This is a genomic window from Bradyrhizobium sp. CCBAU 25338, from assembly GCF_028128965.1.
Classification (GTDB): domain Bacteria; phylum Pseudomonadota; class Alphaproteobacteria; order Rhizobiales; family Xanthobacteraceae; genus Bradyrhizobium; species Bradyrhizobium liaoningense.
In genome coordinates this window covers 410,598-432,574 of sequence record NZ_LFKY01000041.1, presented here as the reverse complement: position 1 = coordinate 432,574, position 21,977 = coordinate 410,598, and the positions used below count along the sequence as shown (strand labels likewise).

The 21,977-nt window shown below is 66.0% G+C and carries 24 protein-coding genes and 1 pseudogene; 11 read left to right on the top strand and 14 right to left on the bottom strand.

Translation table 11 applies throughout. The features are described 5' to 3' along the window. Positions 1 to 66 precede the first annotated feature (66 nt). Positions 67 to 402 (top strand): hypothetical protein, encoded by a 336-nt coding sequence (locus ACM42_RS29030; RefSeq protein WP_271531051.1) that lies wholly within the window; start codon positions 67 to 69, stop codon positions 400 to 402. Positions 403 to 565: 163 nt separating this feature from the next. Next, entirely contained in the window at positions 566 to 1,672 is a 1,107-nt protein-coding gene (locus ACM42_RS29025; protein ID WP_271531050.1) for a trypsin-like peptidase domain-containing protein, read from the top strand. Positions 1,673 to 1,912: 240 nt separating this feature from the next. Here the strand turns inward: ACM42_RS29025 and ACM42_RS29020 are convergent, their stop codons facing one another. Together ACM42_RS29020 and ACM42_RS29015 are read right to left on the bottom strand one after the other, a co-directional pair. Then, positions 1,913 to 2,089, bottom strand: coding sequence for a hypothetical protein (locus ACM42_RS29020; RefSeq protein WP_271531049.1), 177 nt, complete (start codon positions 2,087 to 2,089; stop codon positions 1,913 to 1,915). Continuing rightward, a complete protein-coding gene (locus ACM42_RS29015) occupies positions 2,086 to 2,307 on the bottom strand; it encodes a hypothetical protein (RefSeq protein WP_370120293.1) in 222 nt (73 codons plus the stop codon). The genes ACM42_RS29020 and ACM42_RS29015 overlap by 4 nt, the downstream gene beginning before the upstream one ends. Positions 2,308 to 2,673: 366 nt before the next feature. Here ACM42_RS29015 and ACM42_RS29010 point away from each other — a divergent pair, with 366 nt between their 5' ends. Beyond that, positions 2,674 to 3,057, top strand: coding sequence for a hypothetical protein (locus ACM42_RS29010; protein WP_271531048.1), 384 nt, complete (start codon positions 2,674 to 2,676; stop codon positions 3,055 to 3,057). A 63-nt stretch (positions 3,058 to 3,120) separates the two neighbouring features. On the opposite strand, the gene ACM42_RS29005 is transcribed toward ACM42_RS29010, so the two are convergent. Both ACM42_RS29005 and ACM42_RS29000 read right to left on the bottom strand, forming a co-directional pair. Next, positions 3,121 to 3,972: an HpcH/HpaI aldolase/citrate lyase family protein gene (locus tag ACM42_RS29005; RefSeq protein ID WP_271531047.1), complete on the bottom strand. Its 852-nt coding sequence runs from the start codon at positions 3,970 to 3,972 to the stop codon at positions 3,121 to 3,123. After that, positions 3,972 to 4,427: pseudogene (locus ACM42_RS29000) on the bottom strand (MaoC family dehydratase); the annotation flags it as partial. The gene ACM42_RS29005 and the pseudogene ACM42_RS29000, both read right to left, overlap by 1 nt. Before the next feature lie 227 nt (positions 4,428 to 4,654). On the opposite strand from ACM42_RS29000, the gene ACM42_RS28995 reads away from it, so the two are divergent. Next, a complete protein-coding gene (locus ACM42_RS28995) occupies positions 4,655 to 5,821 on the top strand; it encodes an acyl-CoA dehydrogenase family protein (RefSeq protein WP_271531045.1) in 1,167 nt (388 codons plus the stop codon). Positions 5,822 to 5,853: 32 nt separating this feature from the next. Here ACM42_RS28995 and ACM42_RS28990 read toward each other — a convergent pair whose 3' ends face one another. From ACM42_RS28990 to ACM42_RS28980, 3 genes are all read right to left on the bottom strand, one after another. Next, positions 5,854 to 7,425 (bottom strand): AMP-binding protein, encoded by a 1,572-nt coding sequence (locus ACM42_RS28990; RefSeq protein ID WP_271531044.1) that lies wholly within the window; start codon positions 7,423 to 7,425, stop codon positions 5,854 to 5,856. A 33-nt stretch (positions 7,426 to 7,458) separates the two neighbouring features. Beyond that, on the bottom strand, positions 7,459 to 8,094 hold the full coding sequence (upp, locus tag ACM42_RS28985) for a uracil phosphoribosyltransferase (RefSeq protein ID WP_271531043.1): 636 nt from the start codon (positions 8,092 to 8,094) through the stop codon (positions 7,459 to 7,461). Positions 8,095 to 8,162: 68 nt separating this feature from the next. Then, positions 8,163 to 8,903: a crotonase/enoyl-CoA hydratase family protein gene (locus tag ACM42_RS28980; protein WP_271531042.1), complete on the bottom strand. Its 741-nt coding sequence runs from the start codon at positions 8,901 to 8,903 to the stop codon at positions 8,163 to 8,165. A gap of 85 nt (positions 8,904 to 8,988) precedes the next feature. Between ACM42_RS28980 and ACM42_RS28975 the strand changes: the two genes are divergently transcribed. Then, positions 8,989 to 9,570, top strand: a complete 582-nt coding sequence (locus ACM42_RS28975) for a TetR/AcrR family transcriptional regulator (protein ID WP_271531041.1) — start codon at positions 8,989 to 8,991, stop codon at positions 9,568 to 9,570. On the opposite strand, the gene ACM42_RS28970 is transcribed toward ACM42_RS28975, so the two are convergent. The 7 genes from ACM42_RS28970 to ACM42_RS28940 all read right to left on the bottom strand — a co-directional run bounded on the left by ACM42_RS28970 (position 9,567) and on the right by ACM42_RS28940 (position 13,045). Then, on the bottom strand, positions 9,567 to 9,695 hold the full coding sequence (locus tag ACM42_RS28970; RefSeq protein WP_271531040.1) for a hypothetical protein: 129 nt from the start codon (positions 9,693 to 9,695) through the stop codon (positions 9,567 to 9,569). The genes ACM42_RS28975 and ACM42_RS28970 overlap by 4 nt on opposite strands. Before the next feature lie 221 nt (positions 9,696 to 9,916). After that, complete coding sequence (locus tag ACM42_RS28965) at positions 9,917 to 10,171, bottom strand: hypothetical protein (protein ID WP_271531039.1); 255 nt, start codon at positions 10,169 to 10,171, stop codon at positions 9,917 to 9,919. Positions 10,172 to 10,218: 47 nt separating this feature from the next. Then, the gene (locus tag ACM42_RS28960) at positions 10,219 to 10,407 is read right to left on the bottom strand and encodes a hypothetical protein (RefSeq protein WP_271531038.1); all 189 of its coding nucleotides are present in this window, start codon (positions 10,405 to 10,407) and stop codon (positions 10,219 to 10,221) included. 534 nt (positions 10,408 to 10,941) lie between these two features. Further along, positions 10,942 to 11,859 (bottom strand): 4-hydroxy-tetrahydrodipicolinate synthase, encoded by a 918-nt coding sequence (dapA, locus tag ACM42_RS28955; protein ID WP_271531037.1) that lies wholly within the window; start codon positions 11,857 to 11,859, stop codon positions 10,942 to 10,944. Positions 11,860 to 11,883: 24 nt separating this feature from the next. After that, a complete protein-coding gene (locus tag ACM42_RS28950) occupies positions 11,884 to 12,138 on the bottom strand; it encodes a hypothetical protein (RefSeq protein WP_271531036.1) in 255 nt (84 codons plus the stop codon). Between the two features lie 138 nt (positions 12,139 to 12,276). Continuing rightward, on the bottom strand, positions 12,277 to 12,555 hold the full coding sequence (locus ACM42_RS28945; RefSeq protein ID WP_271531035.1) for a hypothetical protein: 279 nt from the start codon (positions 12,553 to 12,555) through the stop codon (positions 12,277 to 12,279). 22 nt (positions 12,556 to 12,577) lie between these two features. Continuing rightward, entirely contained in the window at positions 12,578 to 13,045 is a 468-nt protein-coding gene (locus ACM42_RS28940; protein ID WP_271531034.1) for a hypothetical protein, read from the bottom strand. A gap of 596 nt (positions 13,046 to 13,641) precedes the next feature. On the opposite strand from ACM42_RS28940, the gene ACM42_RS28935 reads away from it, so the two are divergent. The 6 genes from ACM42_RS28935 (at position 13,642) to ACM42_RS28910 (ending at position 21,929) form a co-directional block, all read left to right on the top strand. Further along, positions 13,642 to 13,731 (top strand): K(+)-transporting ATPase subunit F, encoded by a 90-nt coding sequence (locus ACM42_RS28935; RefSeq protein WP_035677463.1) that lies wholly within the window; start codon positions 13,642 to 13,644, stop codon positions 13,729 to 13,731. 113 nt (positions 13,732 to 13,844) lie between these two features. Beyond that, positions 13,845 to 15,548, top strand: a complete 1,704-nt coding sequence (gene kdpA, locus ACM42_RS28930; protein WP_271531033.1) for a potassium-transporting ATPase subunit KdpA — start codon at positions 13,845 to 13,847, stop codon at positions 15,546 to 15,548. A 24-nt stretch (positions 15,549 to 15,572) separates the two neighbouring features. Continuing rightward, positions 15,573 to 17,690, top strand: coding sequence for a potassium-transporting ATPase subunit KdpB (gene kdpB / locus ACM42_RS28925; RefSeq protein ID WP_271531032.1), 2,118 nt, complete (start codon positions 15,573 to 15,575; stop codon positions 17,688 to 17,690). A 183-nt stretch (positions 17,691 to 17,873) separates the two neighbouring features. Continuing rightward, a complete protein-coding gene (locus ACM42_RS28920) occupies positions 17,874 to 18,479 on the top strand; it encodes a K(+)-transporting ATPase subunit C (protein ID WP_271531031.1) in 606 nt (201 codons plus the stop codon). 40 nt (positions 18,480 to 18,519) lie between these two features. Further along, on the top strand, positions 18,520 to 21,243 hold the full coding sequence (locus tag ACM42_RS28915; RefSeq protein WP_271531030.1) for a sensor histidine kinase: 2,724 nt from the start codon (positions 18,520 to 18,522) through the stop codon (positions 21,241 to 21,243). Next, entirely contained in the window at positions 21,240 to 21,929 is a 690-nt protein-coding gene (locus ACM42_RS28910) for a response regulator transcription factor (RefSeq protein ID WP_271531029.1), read from the top strand. The genes ACM42_RS28915 and ACM42_RS28910 overlap by 4 nt, the downstream gene beginning before the upstream one ends. Positions 21,930 to 21,977 lie beyond the last annotated feature (48 nt).

Genomic DNA, 21,977 nt, shown 5'->3' with positions numbered 1-21,977 from the left:
TTCGGCGCCGCCGTCCCATCGTCGACAAACCCGTCCCCTGGAAAGGAGCATGAGGGAGACACGCCGATGACCAACGTGAATTCCAATCCCGGCACTCTCAATCCGCTGTTTCACCCTGCGGCCCATTACGACTCGCCTGCCGACGTTCTGAATGCGCCGGAGCTTTCTTCGCCCGAGAAGCGCATCATCCTGTCGTCCTGGGCATCCGACATGTACGCGGTCGAATCCTGTCCCGCCTTGCGCGAGATTCCCGGCATGAGCCACACGGTCCGGCTCGCCGATATTCTGGCCGCCTTGCGCAGGCTCGACGGCGACAACGACAATGACGATCCGCCGCGGGGCGGCGGCGTGCCGATGCGGCTGCGGCGGCCATGGGCCGCCGCAGAAGGGCGGGCCGCATGATGTTCACGCCCGCCGTTCTCGGACTCGTGCTGCTCGGCCAGGCCGCGGCAGCCTGGACCGTCCCGCTTCTGGCCCTGCAGGGCTGGATCGTCGCACCACGCGACGAAGGCTGAGGCCACGCAGGTCGCGCATATCCACACAACGCAAGCGGCAGGTGACGAAGATGAATGCTGTGCGTCTGCTCTCGCTGGCCCTGCTGGTGCTGACGCTCACGGCGTCGCAGCCTGCCGTCGGCCAGGTTCCGGATCTGAAGACCGGCGGCCCAGTGCCGACCCTGGCGCCGCTGGTGCGCCAGGTGACGCCCGCCGTGGTCAACATTTCCGTGCACGGCCGCGTGCGCGAGGACAACCCGCTCTATCGCGATCCGCTCTTCCGCGAATTCTTCGACGTCCCCAGGCAGATCGAGAAGGAGGTCAACGCGACCGGCTCCGGGGTCATCGTCGACGCCCAGCGCGGCTATGTGCTGACCAATAATCACGTGGTCGAAGGCACCTCCGCCGTTCAGATCACGACCAAGGACGGCCGCCAGTTTTCCGCCAGGGTCATCGGCCGTGATCCGCCGACGGATGTCGCGGTGCTTCAGGTCGAGAACCCGGCCGGGCTCAAGGCGCTTCCCTTCGGCGACAGCGACGGGCTCGAGGTCGGTGATTTCGTCCTTGCGATCGGCAATCCGTTCGGCCTCGGCCAGACCGTGACGTCAGGGCTCGTCAGCGCGCTCGGCCGCACCGGCCTCGGCAAGCAGGGCTATGAGGACTTCATCCAGACCGATGCGGCGATCAATCCCGGCAATTCCGGCGGGGCGCTGGTCAGCCTGCGCGGCGAACTCGTCGGCATCAACTCTGCGATCATCTCGCCCGCGGGCGGCAATGTCGGCATCGGCTTTGCCATCCCGGTCAACATGGCGCGAAAAGTGATGGAGCAGATCATCGTGAGCGGCCGCGTCGAGCGCGGTCGCATCGGCGTCTCGCTGAAGGACCTGCATCCCTCGATCAACAAGGGCTTGAATCAAGGCGCCGTCATCGCCGAGATCGCTGCAGATTCGCCTGCAGAGAAGGCCGGCTTGCGCAAGGGCGATATCGTCACCGGAGCCGACGACCGCCCGATCCGCACCGCCGCCCAGCTCCGCAATACGATCGGTCTTGCGCGCATCGGCGAGGATGTGAGGCTCACTCTGCTGCGCAAGGGTACGCCGCTCACCGCTACCGTGAGAGTGGCGCCAGCGACCGAGCCCAGCAGCGCGCTCGCAGGCCCCAACCGCCTCGTTCGCTGAAACGAATGCGGGGACGAACCGCGCAAGCGGTTCGTCCCCGCGATGGCAGGGCTATCGCATATGAGATGTCGCTATGGGCACCGGCTGTCTCCACAGCGTCATGGCCGGGCTTGACCCGGCCATCCACGCCTTTCCACGCGGCGCAAAGAACGTGGATGCCCGGGACAAGCCCGGGCATGACGACCTCTGCAAAATTCAAATGCGATTGACCTGGGGTGACGGGGCGTGTGATCTCCCAGCTCAGGCCGCGCGGTGATCCAGCCCGCCCTGCAGGTCCCGGATCAGCCGCCGCTTGCGTTCGATGCGTTGGCGATAGAGCTCGTGCTCATGCTCGGTCTTGGCGCTTGCAAGAAGCAGCTCGTAATGGCCGATGACCTTCTCGCTGCCTCGAATGAGCAGGTCCTGCTGGCTGTTCATTGCGCCATCCCCGTCGCATTGGCCGGCGCTCCGGAAGCGCGGAAGCTGACAGGGAAGGTCGCCGCGGTCAGGCCATCGAGCGCCGATTGCTCTTCCGCGAGGCGTCTCTCGACGAACTGGCGCTCCAACTGAGACAGCCTGGTCTTCAGCAGACGCCGGTAGCGGTGGATGTTGTTGCGGTGCGCACGAATGCGGGCCAGATTCTCATCGAGCATCATCGTCTCTCCAGACGGTCGCGTTTGATCCTTTGATTGTCGAGAGGGTGAGAAGTCCTTTCGCGACGGAAAAATATGCCGCGGAAGATCGGTGTCAAGATGTGCGAAGGCGGTGCTGCTGCCGTGCTCGCGATCTCCAGGACGGCGTGGCGGCGCAGCAGAACCGCCGGGAACACGGCAAGGGCTTCGATCCCGCCGCGGCGCCCGGCCCGATCGCTCCGGCCAGCGAGCAGCGTGCGCTCGGCACGTCTGGCGCTGGTCGTCTGGTCTGCCCGAGTTCCATTTGGCCATTGCCTCGTGTTGGCCGGCAAGCGAACCTCGTGCGGCCATATTTCGGCAGGAGTGATTTCCCGAAAGGGAGGCGCTCCGATGACCAAAGCTCTGATCACCGCTGTTGCAATACTGGCGTGCGTACCGGCGAGCGCGATTGCGCAGGAGCGCGCGGGCGATGCGGCGCTCGGCGCGGTGTCGGGCGCGGTCGTGCTGGGCCCGGTCGGTGCGGTCGCCGGAGCCCTGATCGGCTACACTGCCGGACCTTCGATCGCCCGCTCCTGGGGCATGAGAGGTTCGCAATCGGCAAGGCCTCGGCAGCCGCCGCGCCGGTCCGCCGCGACCGGCGGCCCGCCGCGCACGCGCGAGGCGATGGCAGCCAACAGCCAGATGAGAGCCGCCGGCAATCCGGCCCCACCGGTTCAAGCTGCGCCTGCCGTGCCGGCGCCAACGTCGGCGCCGCCCGTTCAGGGCTTCGACTGAAGCCGGACCTCAAGTCGAAGCTTCGGGCGCAGCCGATCGAGCTGGCGAGGCCTGCGTCCTCGTCTAGGATTGGCCCAGGATCTTTCTCGCGGCGCGAAGGTGCGGCCTGTCGATCATCTGGCCGTCGAGCCGCAGCGTGCCGGAATCGGGATTGCTGGCGAACGCCGCGATCACCTTCTCCGCCCATTTCCGCTCGGTGTCGGTCGGCTCGAAGGCCGCGTTGACGATGTCGACGTGCTTGGGATGGATCAGCGCCTTTGCGGAGAAGCCGTCGCGCCGTGCCGCGCGCGTCTCGGCTTCGAGGCCCGCGAGATTGTCGATGTCGGTGTAGACGGTGTCGATCGGCGCGACGTCGGCCGCCGCCGCGGCCATCAGGCAGAGATCGCGCGCCAGGCGATAGGGGCTGTGGAAGACGCCGCCGCTCGCTTTCTCGGTCGCGCCGAGCGAGGCGGAGAGATCCTCCGCGCCCCACATCAGGCCGGCAAGGCGAGGGGAGCAGCCCTTGTAGCTGCCGAGCCCGAAGATCGAGCCGGCGGTCTCCGTCGCGACGCAGACGATGCGGGTCGTGCCGACCGCGATGCCGGCTGCTGCTTCCAACGCCTCGAGCCAGGTGGCGACCCGCCGCACGTCGTCGCCGCCCTGCGATTTCGGCAGCACGATGCCGTCCGGCCTGCCCGGCATCACCGCGGCGAGATCGGCCAGCGTCATGCCGGTGTCGAGCGCGTTGATCCGGACATAGAGCTGACGTGGCTTGCTGCGGCCTTTCAGCATCGCAAGTGTCAGCTCGCGCGCCTCCGCTTTCTTCTCGGTGACGACGGAGTCCTCGAGATCGATGATCAGCGCGTCGGCCTTGCCTTCGCTCGCCTTTTCGAATTTGCGCGGGGAATCGCCCGGCACGAACAGCATCGAACGCATCAGACCGGCCTCTTGTGCATCATCGCCATGCGGCGGCATTTGCCGACGATCTCGTCGTTCTGGTTCAAGGCATGGTGCTCGAACTCGACGATACCGGCCCTGGGCCGCGATTTGGAGTCCCGCACCGAGAGCACCTTTGTCGTGGCCCGCAACGTGTCGCCATGGAAGACCGGCTTTGGAAAGGTGACGTCGGTCATGCCGAGATTGGCGACGGTGGTCCCCAGGGTCGTATCATAGACCGTCATGCCGATCATGATGCCGAGGGTGTAAAGGCTGTTGAAAATGCGCTGACCGAACTCGGTCTTCTCGGCGAAATGCGCGTCGATATGGAGCGGCTGCGGGTTGAGCGTCAGCAGGCTGAACATGGTGTTGTCCATTTCCGTGACGGTCCGGGTCAGCGGATGCCTGAACTCCTGGCCGACGGAAAAGTCTTCGAAATAAAGTCCGGCCATCGCGGTTTCCTCCCTGCGAAATTACGGCGCGCGCATACTTTCGCGCCGCATGACCCTATGCATGGTAGACACACTTCACGGATAAATTCACGTATCTGTGCGCGGATTTTCGAGCTAAAGAACGCGAGCGAAGGCACGCCCGGGCGCAGCAAGCGTCCACGGCCTTTGCGTGGGGAACGCGAAAGAAGGGAGATGGCGCGGTCGCGGCTCCCAAGAAGGAGACCAAGGACATGGATTTCGCGCTCACCGATCAGCAGGAAGCCATTCGCGACGCCGTCGCCAAGATCTGCGAGGGCTTTCCCGATGCTTACTGGCTGAAGAAGGATCACGACGGCGGCTTCCCGCACGACTTCCACAAGGCACTGGCGGACGCCGGCTGGCTCGGTATCTGCGTGCCGGAAGAATATGGCGGCTCGGGGCTCGGCATCACCGAAGCCGCGGTCATGATGCGAACCATCGCGGAGTCGGGTGCCGGCATGTCCGGCGCCTCCGCGGTGCACATCAACGTGTTCGGCCTCAATCCGGTCGTCGTGTTCGGCACGGAAGAACAGCGCAGGCGCATGCTGCCGCCGATGGTCGAGGGCCGCGAGAAGGCGTGCTTTGCCGTGACCGAGCCCAACACCGGTCTCAACACCACGCAACTCAAGACCCGTGCGGTCGCCAAGAACGACCGCTACATCGTCAACGGCCAGAAGGTGTGGATCTCGACCGCGCAGGTCGCGCACAAGATCCTGCTGCTGGCGCGCACCACGCCGCTGGAAGAGGTGCGCTCGCCCACCCATGGCCTCAGCCTGTTCTATACCGATTTCGACCGCAACAGGATCAAGGTCCACGAGATCGAGAAGATGGGCCGCAAGATCGTCGATTCCAACGAGCTGTTCTTCGAGGACTTTGAAATTCCGATGGAGGATCGGATCGGCGAAGAGGGCAAGGGCTTCGAGTACATCCTCGAAGGCATGAACCCCGAGCGCATCCTGATTGCCGCGGAGGCGGTCGGCCTCGGCAAGCTCGCGCTGTCGCGCGCCACCGAATACGCCAAGACCCGCGTCGTGTTCAATCGCCCGATCGGCAAGAACCAGGGCATCCAGCATCCGCTCGCAGTGAACTGGGTCGAGCTCGAGGCCGCCTGGCTGATGGTGATGTCGGCGGCGTGGCAGTACGACAAGGGCATGCCATGCGGCGCCGCGGCCAATGCCGCGAAATATCTCGCCGGCGAAGCGGGCTTCTCGGCCTGCGAGCAGGCGGTGATGACCCATGGCGGCTTCGGCTATGCCAAGGAATACCACGTCGAGCGCTACTTGCGCGAAGTGCTGATCCCGCGCATCGCGCCGGTCAGCCCGCAGCTCGCGCTCAGCTTCATCGCGGAAAAGGTGCTGGGGCTCGCGAAGTCGTATTGAACGGGTCTTGTGGCGCAAACCAGATAGGCGGCCTATTCGGCAGCGATCCGCTCCATCGCGATGGCACGGAGCCTCGCGCGCTGGATCTTGACGCCGTTGGCGCTGTCGGTGACGGGGAAAGCGTCGACGACATAGATCCGCGCCGGCACCTTGTAGCCGGCGAGCCGCTCGCGCAGACGCGCCGTGATCGCTTCCTGCTGCGGCGGCTGCCTTGCCGGGATCACGAAGGCGACGCAGCGCGCCTGGCCCTTCAGATCGACTGCAACCACCTGGGCGTCGGCAACGCCGGTGCACGATTTGAGCTCGTCCTCGATCTCGCCGGGCGCGACCAGGAAACCGCCGAGCCGCATTGCATCGCCGGCGCGGGTCTCGTAGGCGAAGGAGCCGTCGCCGCGCAGCCGGCCGATGTCGCCGGTGCGGAAGAACCCGTCGGCGGTGATCGCTTCGCGCGTCGCCTCGGGATTGTTGAAATAGCCGAGGAAGCGTGATGGTGCGCTGATCTCGATCTCCCCGGAGACGCCCTGGGCCGCAAGCTCGCCGGTCTCGATGTCGCGGACGCGGACTCTCGCATTTGGCGACATTGGCCAGCCGCCGCCCTCGAGGCGGTCGCCGAAGGCATCATCGGCGCGGGCGATCGAAAACAGCGCCTGCACCTCGCTCGAGCCGTAGAGGCCGAACAACGGCATGCCGCGCGTCTCGGCCTCCGCTGCAAGCTCGCGCCAGCCGGGCTGAAACGCGGCGAAGCCGCAGACCTCGAGATTTGGAAATGGGCGTGGCTCATCGGTGAGGGCGAGGATGCGGCGGAACATCTCGTCCGAGCCGAAGGAGTGCGTGATCCCGTGCTCGCCAAGGATCTTCAGGGCTGGCGCCGCCTCGAAGGCGTCGAGCACATGAATGGTCGCGCCGGCTGCGATGAAGCCGAGCAGGCTGGTCATGCCGAAGGTGCCGCAGAACGGCAGCATGGCCAGCAGCGAGTGACGCTGGTGATCGAGCCGGAGCGCCTGGGCGACGGAGGCGGCGTGCGTCGCCAGCGTCCGCTGCGAATGTGCGACGAGCTTCGGTCCCTTGGTCGTGCCTGATGTCGTGTAGAGCAGCACCGGCAGGTCGACGTCACCTTGAGCAGGCGGAGCCAGCGGATAGGACTTGTCGAAGGCATCGAACCGCACGCAGGGCCAGTGTGCCGGGATCGCATCCGCGCCGACCACGGCAAGCTTTTGCAGCGCGGGCACCTCGGCCTTGGCGATATCGGCGAGGATGGCGGCAAAGTCGATCGCGCGGAATGCGGCCTCGACCACCATCAGCCTGGCAGCGGACACCTTGAGCAGGTGCGCGACTTCCGCGCTGCGGTAGCGCGTATTGACGGCCGCGACGACCGCGCCGAGCCGTGCGGCGGCGAACAGCAGTGCCAGCCATTCAATCCGGTTGACCAGCCAGACCGCGACGACGTCGCCCTTGCCGATGCCTTGGGCCGCAAGCCAGGCGGCGGTCTGCTCGACCTTCGTCGAGAATTCCGCGCGAGAGACGGGCGTGCCGTCGAATACCAGGGCGGGATCGGCGGCCTCGGTCCGGATCAGCGATTGCAGCGAAAAATCGTTGGCGCTCATGGCAATCGGAGTAACCCGATCGCGCCAAGCTGTCTACTTGGTGCCGAACATCCGGTCGCCGGCATCGCCCAGGCCCGGCACGATGTAGCCGTGGTCGTTGAGCCGCTCGTCGATTGCGGCGGTCCAGATCGGCACGTCGCCATGCTCGCTCTGAAACTGGGCGATGCCCTCGGGTGCGGCCAGAAGACAGACGAAACGGATGTCGCGGGCGCCGCGCGCCTTGAGCAGGGAGGCGCCGGCGCAGGCCGAGTTGCCGGTCGCCAGCATCGGGTCCATCAGGATCACGGTGCGGTCGGACAGGTCCTGCGGCGCCTTGAAGTAATATTCCACGGCCTGCAACGTCTCGGGGTCGCGGTAGAGCCCGATATGGGCGATGCGCGCCGAAGGCATCAAGGCGAGCATGCCGTCGAGGAAGCCGACGCCGGCACGCAGGATCGGCGCCAGCGTGAGCTTCTTGCCGGCGATCTTCGGCGCCCGCACCGGCGCGATCGGCGTCTCGATATCGACCAGCTCCAGCGGCAGGTCGCGCGTCACCTCGTAGCAGAGCAGCATCCCGATCTCGTTCAGGATCTCGCGAAAGCTCTTGGTCGAGCGGTCCTTCTCCCGCATCAGGGAGAGCTTGTGCTGGACCAGGGGGTGGACGACGACGTTGACGTTGCTGGTGCTCATGAAACCGATCTACACGCTTCCGTGAAACTGCGCCAGATCGGGTCGGCCCTTTCCGTGGGAGACGCGGCCTAACCGGGCATCGCGACGGCGCTGCGGGCGCGGTTGCTCGCCTCGTAGGCAGCCATGGTCAGCTCGCGGTCGATCGCCATGCGCATGGCGTCCATGGCCGGCTGGCGCAGGCGCCTCTTGGCGGTTGCATGCGACGGCTTGTGGATGGCGCGCAAGCCAGCGATGATCTTATCGAGCGTGGTGTCGACCATCTCCGGCGCGACCACGCGATCGAGAAGGCCAGCGGTCAACGCCTCCTCCGGCTCGTACATCTCGCCCAGCGTGGCGGTCCGGCTGAGCCAGGCCGGATGCAGGCGGCTGCGCGCGAGCTCGATGGCAAAGCTGGGTGGCGCGATGCCGATCGCGACCTCGTTCAGCCCCATGCGGTGCGATCCGCGGGCGCCGAGCCTGACGTCGCAGGCGAGCAGCAGGAACGTCCCCATCGGGTAAGCATGGCCCTCCATCACGCCGATGGTCGGGTGCGGAAACGACATCAGCCGCAGCGCAAGCTCCGCGCCGGCCCGGACCATCTCGAGGCTCCTGGCGGCATCGCCCGAGGCGAACACTTTCAGGTCGAAGCCCGCGGAAAAGACGCCCGGCCGCGCCGAGCGCAGCACCACGATCTCCGCTTCCATCTCGGCACGGTCGAAGGCGGCCGCGATCTCGCCCAGCATCGCGGCCGACATCGCATTGACCTTGCCGTCGTCGAGCCCGATTCGCGCCACGCCGTCTCTGAGTTCGTAGGTCACTCCCTTGGGCATCTGCCTCTCCCTGTCATGGTCATGTCTTGACTGTCGGAGGCTGATGTAGACCAATCAATATAATTCTTGACCGAAGGAGAGTACGATGCCGGCCGTGCCAAAGCACCGTCAGCCCATCATCAATGCCGCGGTGACCCTGTTCCGCCGGCAGGGATTTGCCCGCACCGGCCTCAACGACATCGTCGACGTCAGCGGCGCGCCGAAGGGCTCGCTCTACCATTACTTTCCGGACGGAAAATCCTCGATCGCGGTGGCAGCGGTGGAGGAGGCGGGCCGCCGCGTCGCGGAGACGGTCGCCAAGCTCGCGGCGGAGTGCGGCTCGACCGGCGAGCTCCTGCGCGCGCACGCAAGGCTGCTGGCGAGCTGGATGCAGGGCTCCGGCTTCCGCAACGGCTGCCCGATCACGACCGTCCTGCTCGAGCTTGCGCCGCGCGAACGGGCCGTGTCGGAGGCCGGTCGCAAGGCCTATGCGGCGCGTCTATCGATCCTGCGTGACAAGCTGGTTTCCGACGGCTTCGCCAGGCCGCGGGCGGAGGCGCTGGCCGTGCTCTGCACGTCGGCGCTGCAGGGCGCATTGATCCAGGCCCGCGTCGAGCGTAGCCGCCGGCCGATCGAGGTCACCGCGGCGGAGCTGGCACGGCTGATCGAAGCGGAGCGGATGAGCTAGACTCCAAGCCCGCGGGCCACCAGCGTGATCACGAGCGTCAGGATGCCGCCCCAGACCAGGCTCAGCATCATCGTCAGAATGGTCACGCTGACTGCCTGCTCCAGAGTTCCCCTGAAGGGCTGCATGCTAGCCGTCCGAGGTCGGGTTCGTAGTGGCGCGCATGCCGAGCAGCAACGCGCCCATCAATGCGACCAGGATGACGATCTTGAGCTCGACCATGTCGTTACCTCGCAAGGCGCGCCAGGCGCCGCTTCACCCCGCTCAGCCATCGCGCCGCCAGCGCGCCCAGCGGATTGCCATGGTTCGCGACGTCGAGCTCGAAGGTCTCGGCAGGAAACACCAGCGCTCATCGTGCCGGCGCGCTCTGCCGGTTGGCGAAATCGATCGCGGAACTCCTGAACAGGAAGAGGCCGCCGACGCGCCCCCTGGCCTCGCGGGCCACCCAGAGCCCGGCACGGTTTCGTCCGATGAAAAAAGCGGGAATGGCGGCACTGACGACATCAGGGTCGAGTGGCTTCAGGGCCGTCGTCGCGCCGATTTCAGGCGTCGTCGTTCGCGACTCCGGCAGGCGGTGCACGGCTTGAAGGGCGATCGCGGCCATGGCGGCCTCCTCACACATCTGCAAGGTCATGACGTCTGCCGCACCGGTCAGGCGGGGAGATGCCAGACATGGATTGCGGTTCTCAGCGCGATCAGCGCGGTGAGCACGCTGCCCGTCGAGAGCAGGCCGAGCGCCTGGAGCGCGATACGCTCGAGCCGGGCCTTGCGCGCTTCGGAGATGCGCGCCGTGCGTTTGGCCCCGAAGGGCCGGTCGAAACCATGTGTCAGGATCGACATCGTGGAAGTCCTTGTCCTTGGCGCAGCGAGACGGCCGCTCCAATCTGCTGCTTATGATGTCCATCGTTGCGTAGGATTGCGAGATGAGCGCCGGCGCATCCGCATAGGAATGTCATAAAGATGCCGATCCTCGCGCCGGCAGCCCTCTGAAGAGATCGGGGTTCCGCTTCGGTCGGGGGACCTGAGACGGCGCGGGATCCGAATGCGTGATCCCGACCGCCGCGGCAAAGGCGAGGCGCAGCCGCGGCTCCTCGATCTGCTTGCAGAACCGGTCCAGGATGTCCGCCGCGTTCTGTGGCTGCCCGCTGATCGCCGCGCAGAGCTGGGAACTGGTTCGCCGGAAGAAGTGGAACGTCTCGTCGGCGGTGCGCCGTCCCCGAGGCGATCGAGCTCCGCCGCGAGTGCTGCAACGTTGAGCCTGTCGGCTTCATCCCGCGTCACGGCAAAGCGCAGCAGCGCCAGCTTCCAGGCGTGGAGCAGCCTGTCAGATCCATCGAGCGGGTTGATCATGCAATTCCGGACGGGCTCGCCGCGTCAGGCTCCGACGCTGTCGATCAATTCTTCGTCGGCGATCGCAGCGAATGCGCGCACAACGCCTCTCTGCGCGGCTGCGTCCAGCGGCACGATCGGAAGCCTGGTCGCGGCGGACATCAAGCCAAGGATGTTGAGACCGTATTTGAGCGCGGCCGGACTTTCCCTGGACAGGCAGGCGATGAGCGGGATCAGGCGCTTGTGCAGATAACGCGCGGATTGCAGCCGACCCTGCCTGACATGCGAGAAGATCGTGCGACAGAGATCCGGCGCGATGTTGGCGACTTCCGAGATCGCGCCGTCGCCGCCGTCCGCGATGAAGCCGAATGCGGTGGTGTCGTCGCCGGAGAGAAAGCGAAAACTTGCCGGCAAGTTGCGGGACAGCCGCATCGGACGGGCGATGTCACCGCTGCCATCGCGCAGCCCGACGAACTGGCGGGACTCGACCAGACGCAGAAGCGTCTCGTCGGCGAGCGGGCGCAGCGTGCGGGAGGGATTGTCGTGCAGGATCACGGGCAGTCCGATCGCACCGGCGATGGTGCGGAAATGCGCGAGCATACCTTCCTGCATCGGCTTGTTGTAGGCGGGCACGACCGACATGACGGCATCGGCGCCGGCCGCCTCCGCGCGCCGCGCAAGCTCGATGGCGTGGCTGGTTGCGTTGGATACCGCGCCTGCGATGATCCGCACGCGGCCGCGAGCGACGTCGACCGCGGTGCGAATGACGAGCTCCTGCTCGGCCGGCGAGAGCGTCGGCGCTTCCCCGGCCGTCTCGCAGACCACGATGGCGGGAACGCCGGCCGCGACCTGTCGCTCGCACAGTGCGGCGAATGCCTTGAGATCGATCGCATCTGCCGCGTCGAACGGGGTCGGCAGGTCAGGAATGAATCCGGTGAACCAGGCGGCGGGAGGGATGAGCATTGGTTTTCCCCTGTTGGCGCTGGCTCAGGCGGCGCGCTGCGCGACGGTGGCGTTGGGGCGCCTGCCCATGTCGAGCTCGATCTCGCGCGGCAGCTCGACGATGGTTTCGGGATGCTGTCCGTTCTCGAACAGCGCATATTTGATCGCCTGGGCGCGGCTGACGAACAGGCCGCCATAGAGGCCGTTCTGCTCTTGAGCGACCCATTGTCCCCGGCGATTGCGGCCGATGAAGACGATGGTCGAAGGCGAGCTGCACGAGGGAGGTTCGACGAGTTTCACGGGTTTGATCCTTCTGAACGACGCCGGACTCGGACGAGGTCCTCGCCGGCGTGCTCAATATCCTCAGTCGCGAATATGATTTCGAGGGCGGGTGAGCCGCGATTTCATAGGAAGATCATAAAGCCGGAACTGTGCCATTCAGGCCGGATCAATGACGACGTGGACCAGCGCGAACAGCGCGCCGAACGCGACAGCTTCGTCCCAATGATTGAGCGCAGCCCCGAACAGCGGCTCCCGCCTGACGAGGCTGGCGAGTGCGCACAGGACGATCGACACCCAGAGCAGGACGGCGAGGCTCCGGCCGAAGCCGACGCTGCCGAATGCGGCAAAGCCCATGAGCAGCACGAGGCGGACGGCGAAACGCACGATCACGCGCGACGGGCTCAGCATGCGCGGCATGTCCGGAGCTTGCGGCATGGCGTCGATCCGTCGGGCGAGTCTAGCCGAAATTGTCGCAGATCACCGGCTCGCAGAGCGGATCCGGGACGGGACGAACGGAAGGAACGCTCGGCCGCGATACATCCGCCGCCAGCGCCCGCACCTCGAGGAACGCCGACAGCAGGGCGAGCGCGAGGTCGGCATGGCGCGCCTCGACCGCGGCATCCAGCCAGTCCGGCAGCTCGCGCTCGCGCGAGAGCGCGCAATGCCACTCGCCCTCGTCATAGGCGATGCGGCGGACCTGCCACATCGGCAGCTCCAGCTCCATCAGCAGCAGCGCCGCGTCGGCCCATGCCTCGGCGTCGATCAGGCGCGTGAGGCGTACGGTGCGGCCGTTCTGGTCGAGCGAGGTGATGCGCCGGCAGGCCTGTTCGAAGATCTCGATCATCAACGGCCGTGTCATCACCTGCGCATAGCACAAGCGGTCGCCGAGTGATGGCGGATCGTAGCGTCGGAGAGCAGCGGTCATGTCAGGCCTCCTGGAGTTGGCGTCGGTCAGTCGGCCGGCTTCTCCAAGATGGGCCGGAGCGCATTTGAAAACGAGATAGGGATCGGGCGAGAGATATAGGGATCTCATAAGTACATGGAGTATTCCGTCCAGGCGCCGGATCTTCGACTGTCATCTGCGCGGAAGGTGGCGGCTTATAGAAGCAGGGCTTTTTGAAAAGACCTTGACCACGGCTTGCTGTAACCACGATTGCGAGAGCGATGGTGGGCCGCGCCGCTGCGGTGCCGGCCCGGAACGACCGCCTGGAAAGCATTGCCGGCGTCACGTCGCCGCCGGTCATGGCGTGCCGGCCTTTATGAGATTCCTATAACGTCGCCATAGGCCCCATCTCGAAAACCTATGTGCGCGGTGGCATGTCAGCGCGGTGAAGTTCCCGGCCGCGCTGCGTTCGATCGCGGCAAGCGGCCCGCCGGAATCCAGAGACGGGCCATGCCGGAAACGTCTCAACCGAGGAGTATCGTCATGATGGACCTTCTGATGCTGGCGCTGGCCTTCGGCTTCTTCGCGCTCGCGATCGGCTACACCTACGCCTGCGAACGGCTGTGACGGAGCGGACCATGATCTTCGACTATACGCTCGCCGGCGCCGTCTCGTTCGGCCTCCTGATCTATCTCACCTACGCACTGCTGCGGCCCGAACGGTTCTGACGCCGTGCTGCTGCTCGTCGAATTGCTGCTGGCCGACGCTGCGCTCGTCGCGGGCCTGCTTGCGCTGCTCCTGCCGCTATTGCGCCGGACCCGAAGCCTGAAGGGTTGATGTCATGACTGTCATCGGTTGGTTCCAGATCATTCTTTATTGTGCGATCGTCGTCGCGCTGACCAAGCCGCTCGGCTGGTACATGACGCGCGTGTTCAACGGCGAGCGCACGTTCCTGTCGCCCGTCCTGCGCCCGATCGAGGCCGGCATCTATTGGATTTCCGGTGTCGACGAGAGGCGGGAGCAGCACTGGATGACCTACACGGTCGCCATGCTGTTGTTTCATGTCGGCGGCTTCCTCATCATCTACGGTCTGATGCGGCTCCAGGCCATGCTGCCCTTCAATCCGGCTGGGCAGTCCGCGGTCGCCGAAGATCTGTCGTTCAACACCGCGATTTCCTTCATCACCAACACCAACTGGCAGAACTACGGCGGCGAGAGCACGCTGTCCTATCTGACCCAGATGGTCGGCCTCACGCACCAGAATTTCCTGTCGGCGGCGACCGGCATCGTGCTCGCGGTCGCGCTGATCCGCGGCTTTGCCCGCGCCTCGGTTCGCACCGTCGGCAATTTCTGGGTCGATGTGACCCGCTGCACGCTCTATGTCCTGCTGCCGATCTGCATCGTCTACACGCTGTTCCTGGTCTGGCAGGGCATGCCGCAGACGCTCGGCGCCTATGTCGAGGCGACCACGCTCGAAGGCGCCAAGCAGACCATCGCGGTCGGCCCGGTCGCCTCGCAGGTTGCGATCAAGATGCTCGGCACTAATGGCGGCGGCTTCTTCAACGCCAATGCGTCGCACCCCTTCGAGAACCCGACTGCGCTGTCGAACTTCGTACAGATGCTGTCGATCTTCGTGCTTGGCGCCGCGCTGACCAACGTGTTCGGCCGCATGGTCGGCAACCAGCGCCAGGGCTGGGCGATCCTCGCCGTGATGGGCGTCCTGTTCGTTGCCGGCGTTGGCGTCTGCTATTGGGCGGAAGCCAACGGCACCTCGACCATGCATGCGCTGGGCCTGACCGGCGGCAACATGGAAGGCAAGGAGGTCCGCTTCGGCATCGTCGCGTCCTCGCTGTTCGCCGTGATCACCACGGCCGCCTCCTGCGGTGCCGTCAACGCCATGCACGACAGCTTCACGGCGCTCGGCGGCATGATCCCGCTGATCAACATGCAGCTCGGTGAGATCATCGTCGGCGGCGTCGGTGCCGGCATGTACGGCATGCTGCTGTTCGTCATCCTCGCGATCTTCGTCGCGGGCCTGATGGTCGGCCGCACGCCGGAATATGTCGGCAAGAAGATCGAGGCGCGCGAGGTCAAGATGGCGATGCTCGCCATTCTCGTCCTGCCGCTGATGATTCTCGGCTGGACCGCCGTCGGCGTGGTCTATCCGGCGGCGGTCGCCTCCATGGCGAATGCCGGACCGCACGGCTTCACCGAAGTGCTGTACGCCTTCACCTCGGGGACGGGGAACAACGGCTCGGCCTTCGCGGGCCTCACCGGCAACACCTTCTTCTACAATCTCACGCTCGCCAGCGCGATGTTCGTCGGCCGCTTCTTCATGATCGTGCCGGCGATGGCGATCGCGGGATCGCTCGCGGCGAAGAAATCGATCCCGCCGTCGATGGGCACGTTCCCGACCACCGGAGGCCTGTTCGTCGGCCTCGTCGTCGGCGTCATCCTGATCATGGGCGGCCTGACCTTCTTCCCGGCGCTCGCGCTCGGCCCCATCGTCGAGCACCTCGCGATGAACGCCGGCAACCTGTTCTGATCCAGCTCTTTCGGAGTGACCTCCATGGAACCCGTCCATAAACCCAACAAGCGCATGCCGGTGTCGGCGATGCTGGATCCCAGGATCGTGATGCCGGCGATCGGCGCGGCTTTCGCCAAGCTCGATCCACGCGCCATGATCAAGAACCCGGTCATGTTCGTGGTCGAGATCGTTGCCGCGCTCACCACCGTGATCTTCCTGCGCGATCTCCTGACCGGCGGGGAAAATCTCGGATTCACCTTCCAGATCATCCTCTGGCTGTGGTTCACCGTGCTGTTCGCCAACCTTGCCGAAGCAGTGGCCGAGGGCCGGGGCAAGGCGCAGGCCGAGACGCTGCGCAAGACCCGCACCGAGAGCCAGGCCAAGCTCCTGAGCGGCGCGAGCCGCGATTACAAGCTCGTGCCCGGCACGAGCCTGAAGGTCGGCGATCTCGTGCTGGTCGAGGCGGGCGACACGATCCCCTCGGACGGTGAGGTGATCGAGGGCGTCGCCTCCGTCAACGAAGCCGCCATCACGGGCGAGTCGGCGCCCGTGATCCGCGAATCCGGCGGCGACCGTTCGGCGGTGACCGGCGGCACGCAGGTTCTGTCGGACTGGATCCGCGTCCGCATCACGGCAGCCCAGGGTTCGACCTTCATCGACCGCATGATCAAGCTGGTCGAGGGCGCGGAGCGGCAGAAGACGCCGAACGAGATCGCGCTCAACATTCTGCTCGCCGGCCTCACCATCATCTTCGTGTTCGCCACCGTGACGATCCCGAGCTACGCGGCCTATGCCGGCGGCTCGATCTCGGTCATCGTGCTGGTGGCGCTGTTCGTGACGCTGATCCCGACCACCATCGGCGCGCTGCTGTCGGCGATCGGCATCGCCGGCATGGACCGCCTGGTCCGCTTCAACGTGCTGGCGATGTCTGGCCGCGCGGTCGAGGCGGCCGGCGACGTCGACACACTGTTGCTCGACAAGACCGGCACCATCACCCTCGGCAACCGGCAGGCGACCGCGTTCCGTCCCGTGCGCGGTGTGACCGAGCAGGAGTTGGCCGATGCCGCCCAGCTCGCCTCGCTGGCGGACGAGACACCGGAAGGTCGCTCCATCGTCGTGCTGGCGAAGGAGAAGTATGGCATCCGCGGCCGCGACATGGCCGAATTGGGGGCCACCTTCATTCCGTTCACGGCGCAGACCCGCATGAGCGGCGTCGATGCCGGCGGCTCGTCGGTGCGCAAGGGTGCGGTCGATGCCATGCTGAACTATGTCGGCGGCGGCGCTCCGACCGCGGTCGCTTCCGGCAACGCGGCGCGGGCGATGCAGTCTGCCGCGCTTTCCGAGCTCGGCCGCGAGATCCAGGCCATCGCCGATGACGTGTCGAAGTCCGGCGGCACGCCGCTGGCCGTCGCCAAGGACGGCAAGCTGCTCGGGATCGTCCAGCTCAAGGACATCGTCAAGGGCGGCATTCGCGAGCGCTTCGCGGAGCTGCGTCGCATGGGCATCCGCACCATCATGATCACCGGCGACAATCCGATGACGGCTGCCGCCATCGCGGCCGAGGCCGGCGTCGACGACTTCCTGGCGCAGGCAACTCCCGAGGACAAGCTCAAGCTGATCCGCGACGAGCAGGCCAAGGGCAAGCTGGTCGCCATGTGCGGCGACGGCACCAACGACGCGCCGGCGCTCGCCCAGGCCGACGTCGGTGTCGCCATGAACACCGGCACCCAGGCCGCCCGCGAGGCCGGCAACATGGTCGACCTCGACTCGAACCCGACCAAGCTCATCGAGGTGGTCGAGATCGGCAAGCAGCTCTTGATGACGCGCGGCGCGCTGACGACGTTCTCGATCGCCAACGACGTGGCCAAGTACTTTGCGATCATCCCGGCGATGTTCCTGGCGTTCTACCCCCAGCTCAACGTGCTCAACGTCATGAACCTGTCGAGCCCGCAGAGCGCCATCCTGTCGGCGATCATCTTCAACGCGTTGATCATCATTGCGCTGATCCCGCTCGCGCTGAAGGGCGTCGCCTATCGCGCGGTCGGTGCCGGTGCGTTGCTCCGGCGTAACCTGCTGATCTATGGCCTGGGCGGAATCGTCATCCCTTTCATCGGAATCAAGGCGATCGACCTCCTGGTGACCGCCTTGCATCTGGCCTGACATGTCATCGCGAGCGACGAGGCGATTCTGCCAGACCCTCATCCTGAGGAACGCGGAACGCGCGTGTCGAAGGATGAAGGCCCGGCTGGTGGCCTCGCCCTTCGAGACGCCGCGCAGGCGCGGCTCCTCAGGGTGAGGGTCCGGCTTCCCAGCTCGCAGTGACAGAATAATTGGAGACCCAACATGCTCAGAGAAATCCGCCCCGCGATCGTCCTCTTGCTCGCACTCACCGCCATCACCGGCCTCGCCTATCCGCTCGCGATGACCGCCATTGCCGGCACGTTGTTTCCCGTGCAGGCGCAGGGCAGCCTCATCGAGAAGGACGGCAAGGTGATCGGCTCCGCCCTGATCGGGCAGGAGTTCAAGGACGACAAGTACTTCCACGGCCGTCCCTCGGCGACGCTTGCGCCGGACCCCAATGATTCGGCCAAGACGGTGTCGGCCCCCTACAACGCCGCCAATTCGGGCGGCTCCAACCTCGGCCCGACCAGCAAGGCGCTGGCCGACCGGCTCAAGGAAGATGTGGACAAGCTCAGGAGCGAGAATCCGAACGCGGCCGTGCCGGTCGACCTGGTGACGACCTCGGCCAGCGGCCTCGATCCGAACATCTCGCCGGAAGCGGCGCAATTCCAGGTGCCGCGCGTGGCAAAGGCGCGGAATCTGCCTGAGGATCAGCTCAAGCAGCTCGTGACCGCCAACACCGAAGGCCGTCTGCTCGGCCTGCTCGGCGAACCCAGGGTTAACGTTCTGGCGCTGAATCTTGCGCTCGATCGCATGGCCGCGAAGTAGCAGTCTAGGCTCGCAGCGCGCAGATGATTATATTGGCGAGATGGTCCGAGAGCGCCGCGATCCCGAACAACGTCCCTCTCCCGAAGCGCTGCTGGAAGCCGCGCGCCGGGAGGAGAGTGCGAGCGGCAAGCTGAAGATCTTCGTCGGCGCCGCTCCCGGCGTCGGCAAGACCTACGAGATGCTGCAAAGCGCCCATGCCAAGCGCAAGGCCGGCATCGATGTCGTGGTCGGGTTCGTCGAAACCCATGGCCGCGCCGAGACCGAGGCGCTGGTACGCGGCCTCGAAGTGGTCCCGCGCAAGAGGCTGGAGTACCGCGGCCAGATTGTCGAGGAGATGGATCTCGATGCGGTGATCGCGCGGCGGCCGCAGATTGCTTTGGTCGATGAGCTCGCCCACACCAACGCGCCCCTTTGCCGCCATCCCAAGCGCTATCTCGACGTCGAGGAGCTGCTCTCCCACGGCATCGACGTCTACACCGCCGTCAACATCCAACACATCGAGAGCCTCAACGACGTCGTTGCCCAGATCACCCATGTCAGGGTCCGCGAGACCGTGCCGGATTCGGTATTCGACCGCGCCGATGCGATCGAGCTGATCGACCTGACGCCAGACGATCTGATCCAGCGGCTGAAGGAGGGCAAGGTCTATGTGCCCAAGCAGGCCGAGCGGGCACTGGAGCATTATTTCTCGCCGGGCAACCTCACCGCGCTCCGTGAGCTCGCACTGCGGCGCACCGCCGAGCGGGTCGACGAGCAGCTCCTCAACCACATGCAGGCGAATGCGATTCCCGGGCCCTGGGCCGCGGGTGAGCGCATCCTGGTCTGCATCGGCGAGGATGCACGCGCCGCCGGCCTCGTGCGCTACACCAAGCGGCTGGCCGACCGGCTGCATGCGCCGTTCACCGCGATCTCGATCGAGACGCGGCGATCCCTGCAATTGTCCGACGAGGAGCGCGATCGGCTGGCCGACACGTTGCGGCTGGCGGAAGCTCTCGGCGGCGAAGCGCTGACCATTCCCGCCGTCGGCCGCCGTATCGCCGATGACGTCGTCAATTTCGCGCAAGGCAACAACGTCACCCAGATCGTGATCGGCAAGTCGACGCGCTCGCGCTGGTTCGAGATGACGCGCGGCTCCGTCGTGCACGACCTGGTGCGCCGCGCCGGCAACATCACGGTCCACGTCATCGCCGGTGACGAAATGCCCGGCGAGGCCGCGCCCAAGACCGCGGTGCAGACCGCCGCGCGGTCGGAGCCGTTCAATCCGCTGCCCTATCTGAAGGCGCTCGGGATCGTGCTGATCGGCCTCGGCGCCGCGGAGCTGATCCAGCCCCGTTTCGGCATCGAGAACGTCGACCTCGTGCTGCTGACGGCGGTGGTCGCGGTTGCCGTGCGCTATGGCCTATGGCCATCGCTGCTGGCGACCGTCGCGGCTTCCCTGTGCTATAATTTTTTCTTCCTGCCGCCACTCTACACCTTCACGATCACCGACCCGACCAATGTCGCCGCCTTCCTGCTATTCCTGGTGGTCGCGATGATCGTCTCGAATGTCGCGGCGCGCGTGCGCATCCAGGCCGACACCGCCATCGGCCGGATCAGGATGACCGAGCAGCTCCATGCCTTCAGCCGCAAGCTCGCCGGCACCGCCACGCTCGACGACGTGCTGTGGGCGACCGCCTACCAGATCGCGTTGATGCTGAAGGTGCGCGTGGTGCTGCTGCTGCCGGACGAGGGCCTGCTCACGGTGAAGTCCGGCTATCCGCCCGAAGATGAGCTCGATCAGGCCGACCTCGCTGCGGCCAACTGGGCCTGGAGCAACGACCGCCCCGCCGGCCGCGGCTCGGACACGTTGCCGGGCGCCAAGCGGCTGTTCTTGCCGATGCGCACCGGGCGCGGCCCGATCGGCGTCATCGGCATCGACAACGACCGCACCGGCCCGCTGCTGACGCCGGACCAGCGCCGGCTGCTCGATGCGCTGGTCGACCAGGGCGCGCTCGCGATCGAGCGCGTGCTGCTGGTCGAGGACATGGACCGCGTCAAGCGCACGGTCGAATCCGAACGGCTGCGCTCGGCGCTGTTGACCTCGATCTCGCATGATCTGAAGACGCCGCTCGCCTCCGTGTTGGGAGCGGCCTCAACCATGCGCGATCTCGCCGGCGCCCTCTCCGACACCGAGAAGCGCGACCTGCTCGCCACAGTGATTGACGAATCCGAGCGGCTCAACCGCTTCATTGCCAATCTGCTCGACATGACCAAGCTCGAATCCGGCGCTATCGTGCCCAACACGGCGCTGCACGATCTCGGCGAAATCGTGGGCAGCGCGCTGCGGCGCGCCAGCAAGATCCTCAACCGACACAAGGTCGAGCTGGTGCTGGCCGCCGATCTGCCGATGCTCCAGCTCGATGCCGTGCTGTTCGAGCAGGTGGTGTTCAATCTGCTCGACAATGCCGCAAAATACTCGCCACCCGAGACCACGATCTCGATTCGCGGCCGGCGCGAGAGCGGTCATGTCGTGATCGAGATCGCTGACGAGGGGGCCGGCATTCCGCCTGACGAGCTAGAGAGCGTGTTCGACAAGTTCTATCGCGCGCAGAAGGGCGATCACGTCCGTCCCGGCACCGGGCTCGGGCTCGCCATCTCCCGCGGCTTCGTCGAGGCGATGCACGGTACGATCTCCGCTGCCAATCGCAGCGAGCGGAGTGGCGCGGTCCTCACCATTCGCCTGCCCGTTCCGGCAGAGAGCCACGCATTGGATACCGCCGCATGAGCGCTGCTCCGATCAAGGTCCTGGTCATCGACGACGAGCCGCCGATCCGCAAATTGCTGCGGATGGGGCTGACGACGCAAGGCTATGAGATCCTGGAGGCGTCGAACGGCAAGACCGCGCTGGAGAAGCTTGACGAAGGGCCGGCGCTGATCATCCTCGATCTCGGCCTGCCCGACGTTCAGGGGCATGAGCTGCTCCGCACCATGCGCGCCCGCAACGAAGGCGTGCCGATCGTGGTGCTGTCGAGCCGCGGCGACGAAGCCGGCAAGGTGCAGGCGCTCGATCTCGGCGCCGACGACTATCTGACCAAGCCGTTCGGCATGGAGGAGCTTTTGGCGCGCCTGCGCGCCGCGCTGCGCCACCAGCTTCAGGTCAAGGGCGAGCGCCCTGTGTTCCGCACCGGCGATCTCTCCGTCGATCTGGTCCGCCGCATCGTCAAGGTCGGCGAGCGCGAAGTGAAGCTCTCGCCGAAGGAGTATGACCTGTTGCGCGTGCTGGTGCAGCATGCCGGCAAGGTGCTCACCCACCGCTTCCTGCTGAGGGAGCTCTGGGACGAGCTGACGGATGCGCAATATCTGCGCGTCTATATCCGGCAGCTCCGGCAGAAGATCGAAGCAGATCCGGAACGGCCGCAATATGTGCTGACGGAAACGGGGATCGGGTACCGGCTGAAGGCGGGGGATTAGCACCGTCAAGCGAGCCGTCATGGCCGGGCTTGTCCCGGCCATCCACGT

Excerpts from the sequence above, each read along its gene's own strand:
- ACM42_RS29015 (WP_370120293.1), bottom strand. The coding sequence starts at position 2,307 with ATGATGCTCGATGAGAATCTGGCCCGCATTCGTGCGCACCGCAACAAC.
- ACM42_RS28945 (WP_271531035.1), bottom strand. The coding sequence starts at position 12,555 with ATGCCGCAAGCTCCGGACATGCCGCGCATGCTGAGCCCGTCGCGCGTG.
- ACM42_RS28915 (WP_271531030.1), top strand. The coding sequence starts at position 18,520 with ATGGTCCGAGAGCGCCGCGATCCCGAACAACGTCCCTCTCCCGAAGCG.
- ACM42_RS29010 (WP_271531048.1), top strand. The coding sequence starts at position 2,674 with ATGACCAAAGCTCTGATCACCGCTGTTGCAATACTGGCGTGCGTACCG.
- upp (WP_271531043.1), bottom strand. The coding sequence starts at position 8,094 with ATGAGCACCAGCAACGTCAACGTCGTCGTCCACCCCCTGGTCCAGCAC.
- kdpA (WP_271531033.1), top strand. The coding sequence starts at position 13,845 with ATGACTGTCATCGGTTGGTTCCAGATCATTCTTTATTGTGCGATCGTC.
- ACM42_RS28910 (WP_271531029.1), top strand. The coding sequence starts at position 21,240 with ATGAGCGCTGCTCCGATCAAGGTCCTGGTCATCGACGACGAGCCGCCG.
- ACM42_RS29020 (WP_271531049.1), bottom strand. The coding sequence starts at position 2,089 with ATGAACAGCCAGCAGGACCTGCTCATTCGAGGCAGCGAGAAGGTCATC.
- ACM42_RS28995 (WP_271531045.1), top strand. The coding sequence starts at position 4,655 with ATGGATTTCGCGCTCACCGATCAGCAGGAAGCCATTCGCGACGCCGTC.
- ACM42_RS28935 (WP_035677463.1), top strand. The coding sequence starts at position 13,642 with ATGATCTTCGACTATACGCTCGCCGGCGCCGTCTCGTTCGGCCTCCTG.
- ACM42_RS28970 (WP_271531040.1), bottom strand. The coding sequence starts at position 9,695 with ATGCAGCCCTTCAGGGGAACTCTGGAGCAGGCAGTCAGCGTGACCATT.
- ACM42_RS28960 (WP_271531038.1), bottom strand. The coding sequence starts at position 10,407 with ATGTCGATCCTGACACATGGTTTCGACCGGCCCTTCGGGGCCAAACGC.
- ACM42_RS28980 (WP_271531042.1), bottom strand. The coding sequence starts at position 8,903 with ATGCCCAAGGGAGTGACCTACGAACTCAGAGACGGCGTGGCGCGAATC.
- ACM42_RS28990 (WP_271531044.1), bottom strand. The coding sequence starts at position 7,425 with ATGAGCGCCAACGATTTTTCGCTGCAATCGCTGATCCGGACCGAGGCC.
- ACM42_RS29025 (WP_271531050.1), top strand. The coding sequence starts at position 566 with ATGAATGCTGTGCGTCTGCTCTCGCTGGCCCTGCTGGTGCTGACGCTC.
- ACM42_RS29030 (WP_271531051.1), top strand. The coding sequence starts at position 67 with ATGACCAACGTGAATTCCAATCCCGGCACTCTCAATCCGCTGTTTCAC.
- ACM42_RS28965 (WP_271531039.1), bottom strand. The coding sequence starts at position 10,171 with ATGGCCGCGATCGCCCTTCAAGCCGTGCACCGCCTGCCGGAGTCGCGA.
- kdpB (WP_271531032.1), top strand. The coding sequence starts at position 15,573 with ATGGAACCCGTCCATAAACCCAACAAGCGCATGCCGGTGTCGGCGATG.
- ACM42_RS28940 (WP_271531034.1), bottom strand. The coding sequence starts at position 13,045 with ATGACCGCTGCTCTCCGACGCTACGATCCGCCATCACTCGGCGACCGC.
- ACM42_RS28975 (WP_271531041.1), top strand. The coding sequence starts at position 8,989 with ATGCCGGCCGTGCCAAAGCACCGTCAGCCCATCATCAATGCCGCGGTG.
- ACM42_RS29005 (WP_271531047.1), bottom strand. The coding sequence starts at position 3,972 with ATGCGTTCGATGCTGTTCGTGCCGGGCGATTCCCCGCGCAAATTCGAA.
- dapA (WP_271531037.1), bottom strand. The coding sequence starts at position 11,859 with ATGCTCATCCCTCCCGCCGCCTGGTTCACCGGATTCATTCCTGACCTG.
- ACM42_RS28920 (WP_271531031.1), top strand. The coding sequence starts at position 17,874 with ATGCTCAGAGAAATCCGCCCCGCGATCGTCCTCTTGCTCGCACTCACC.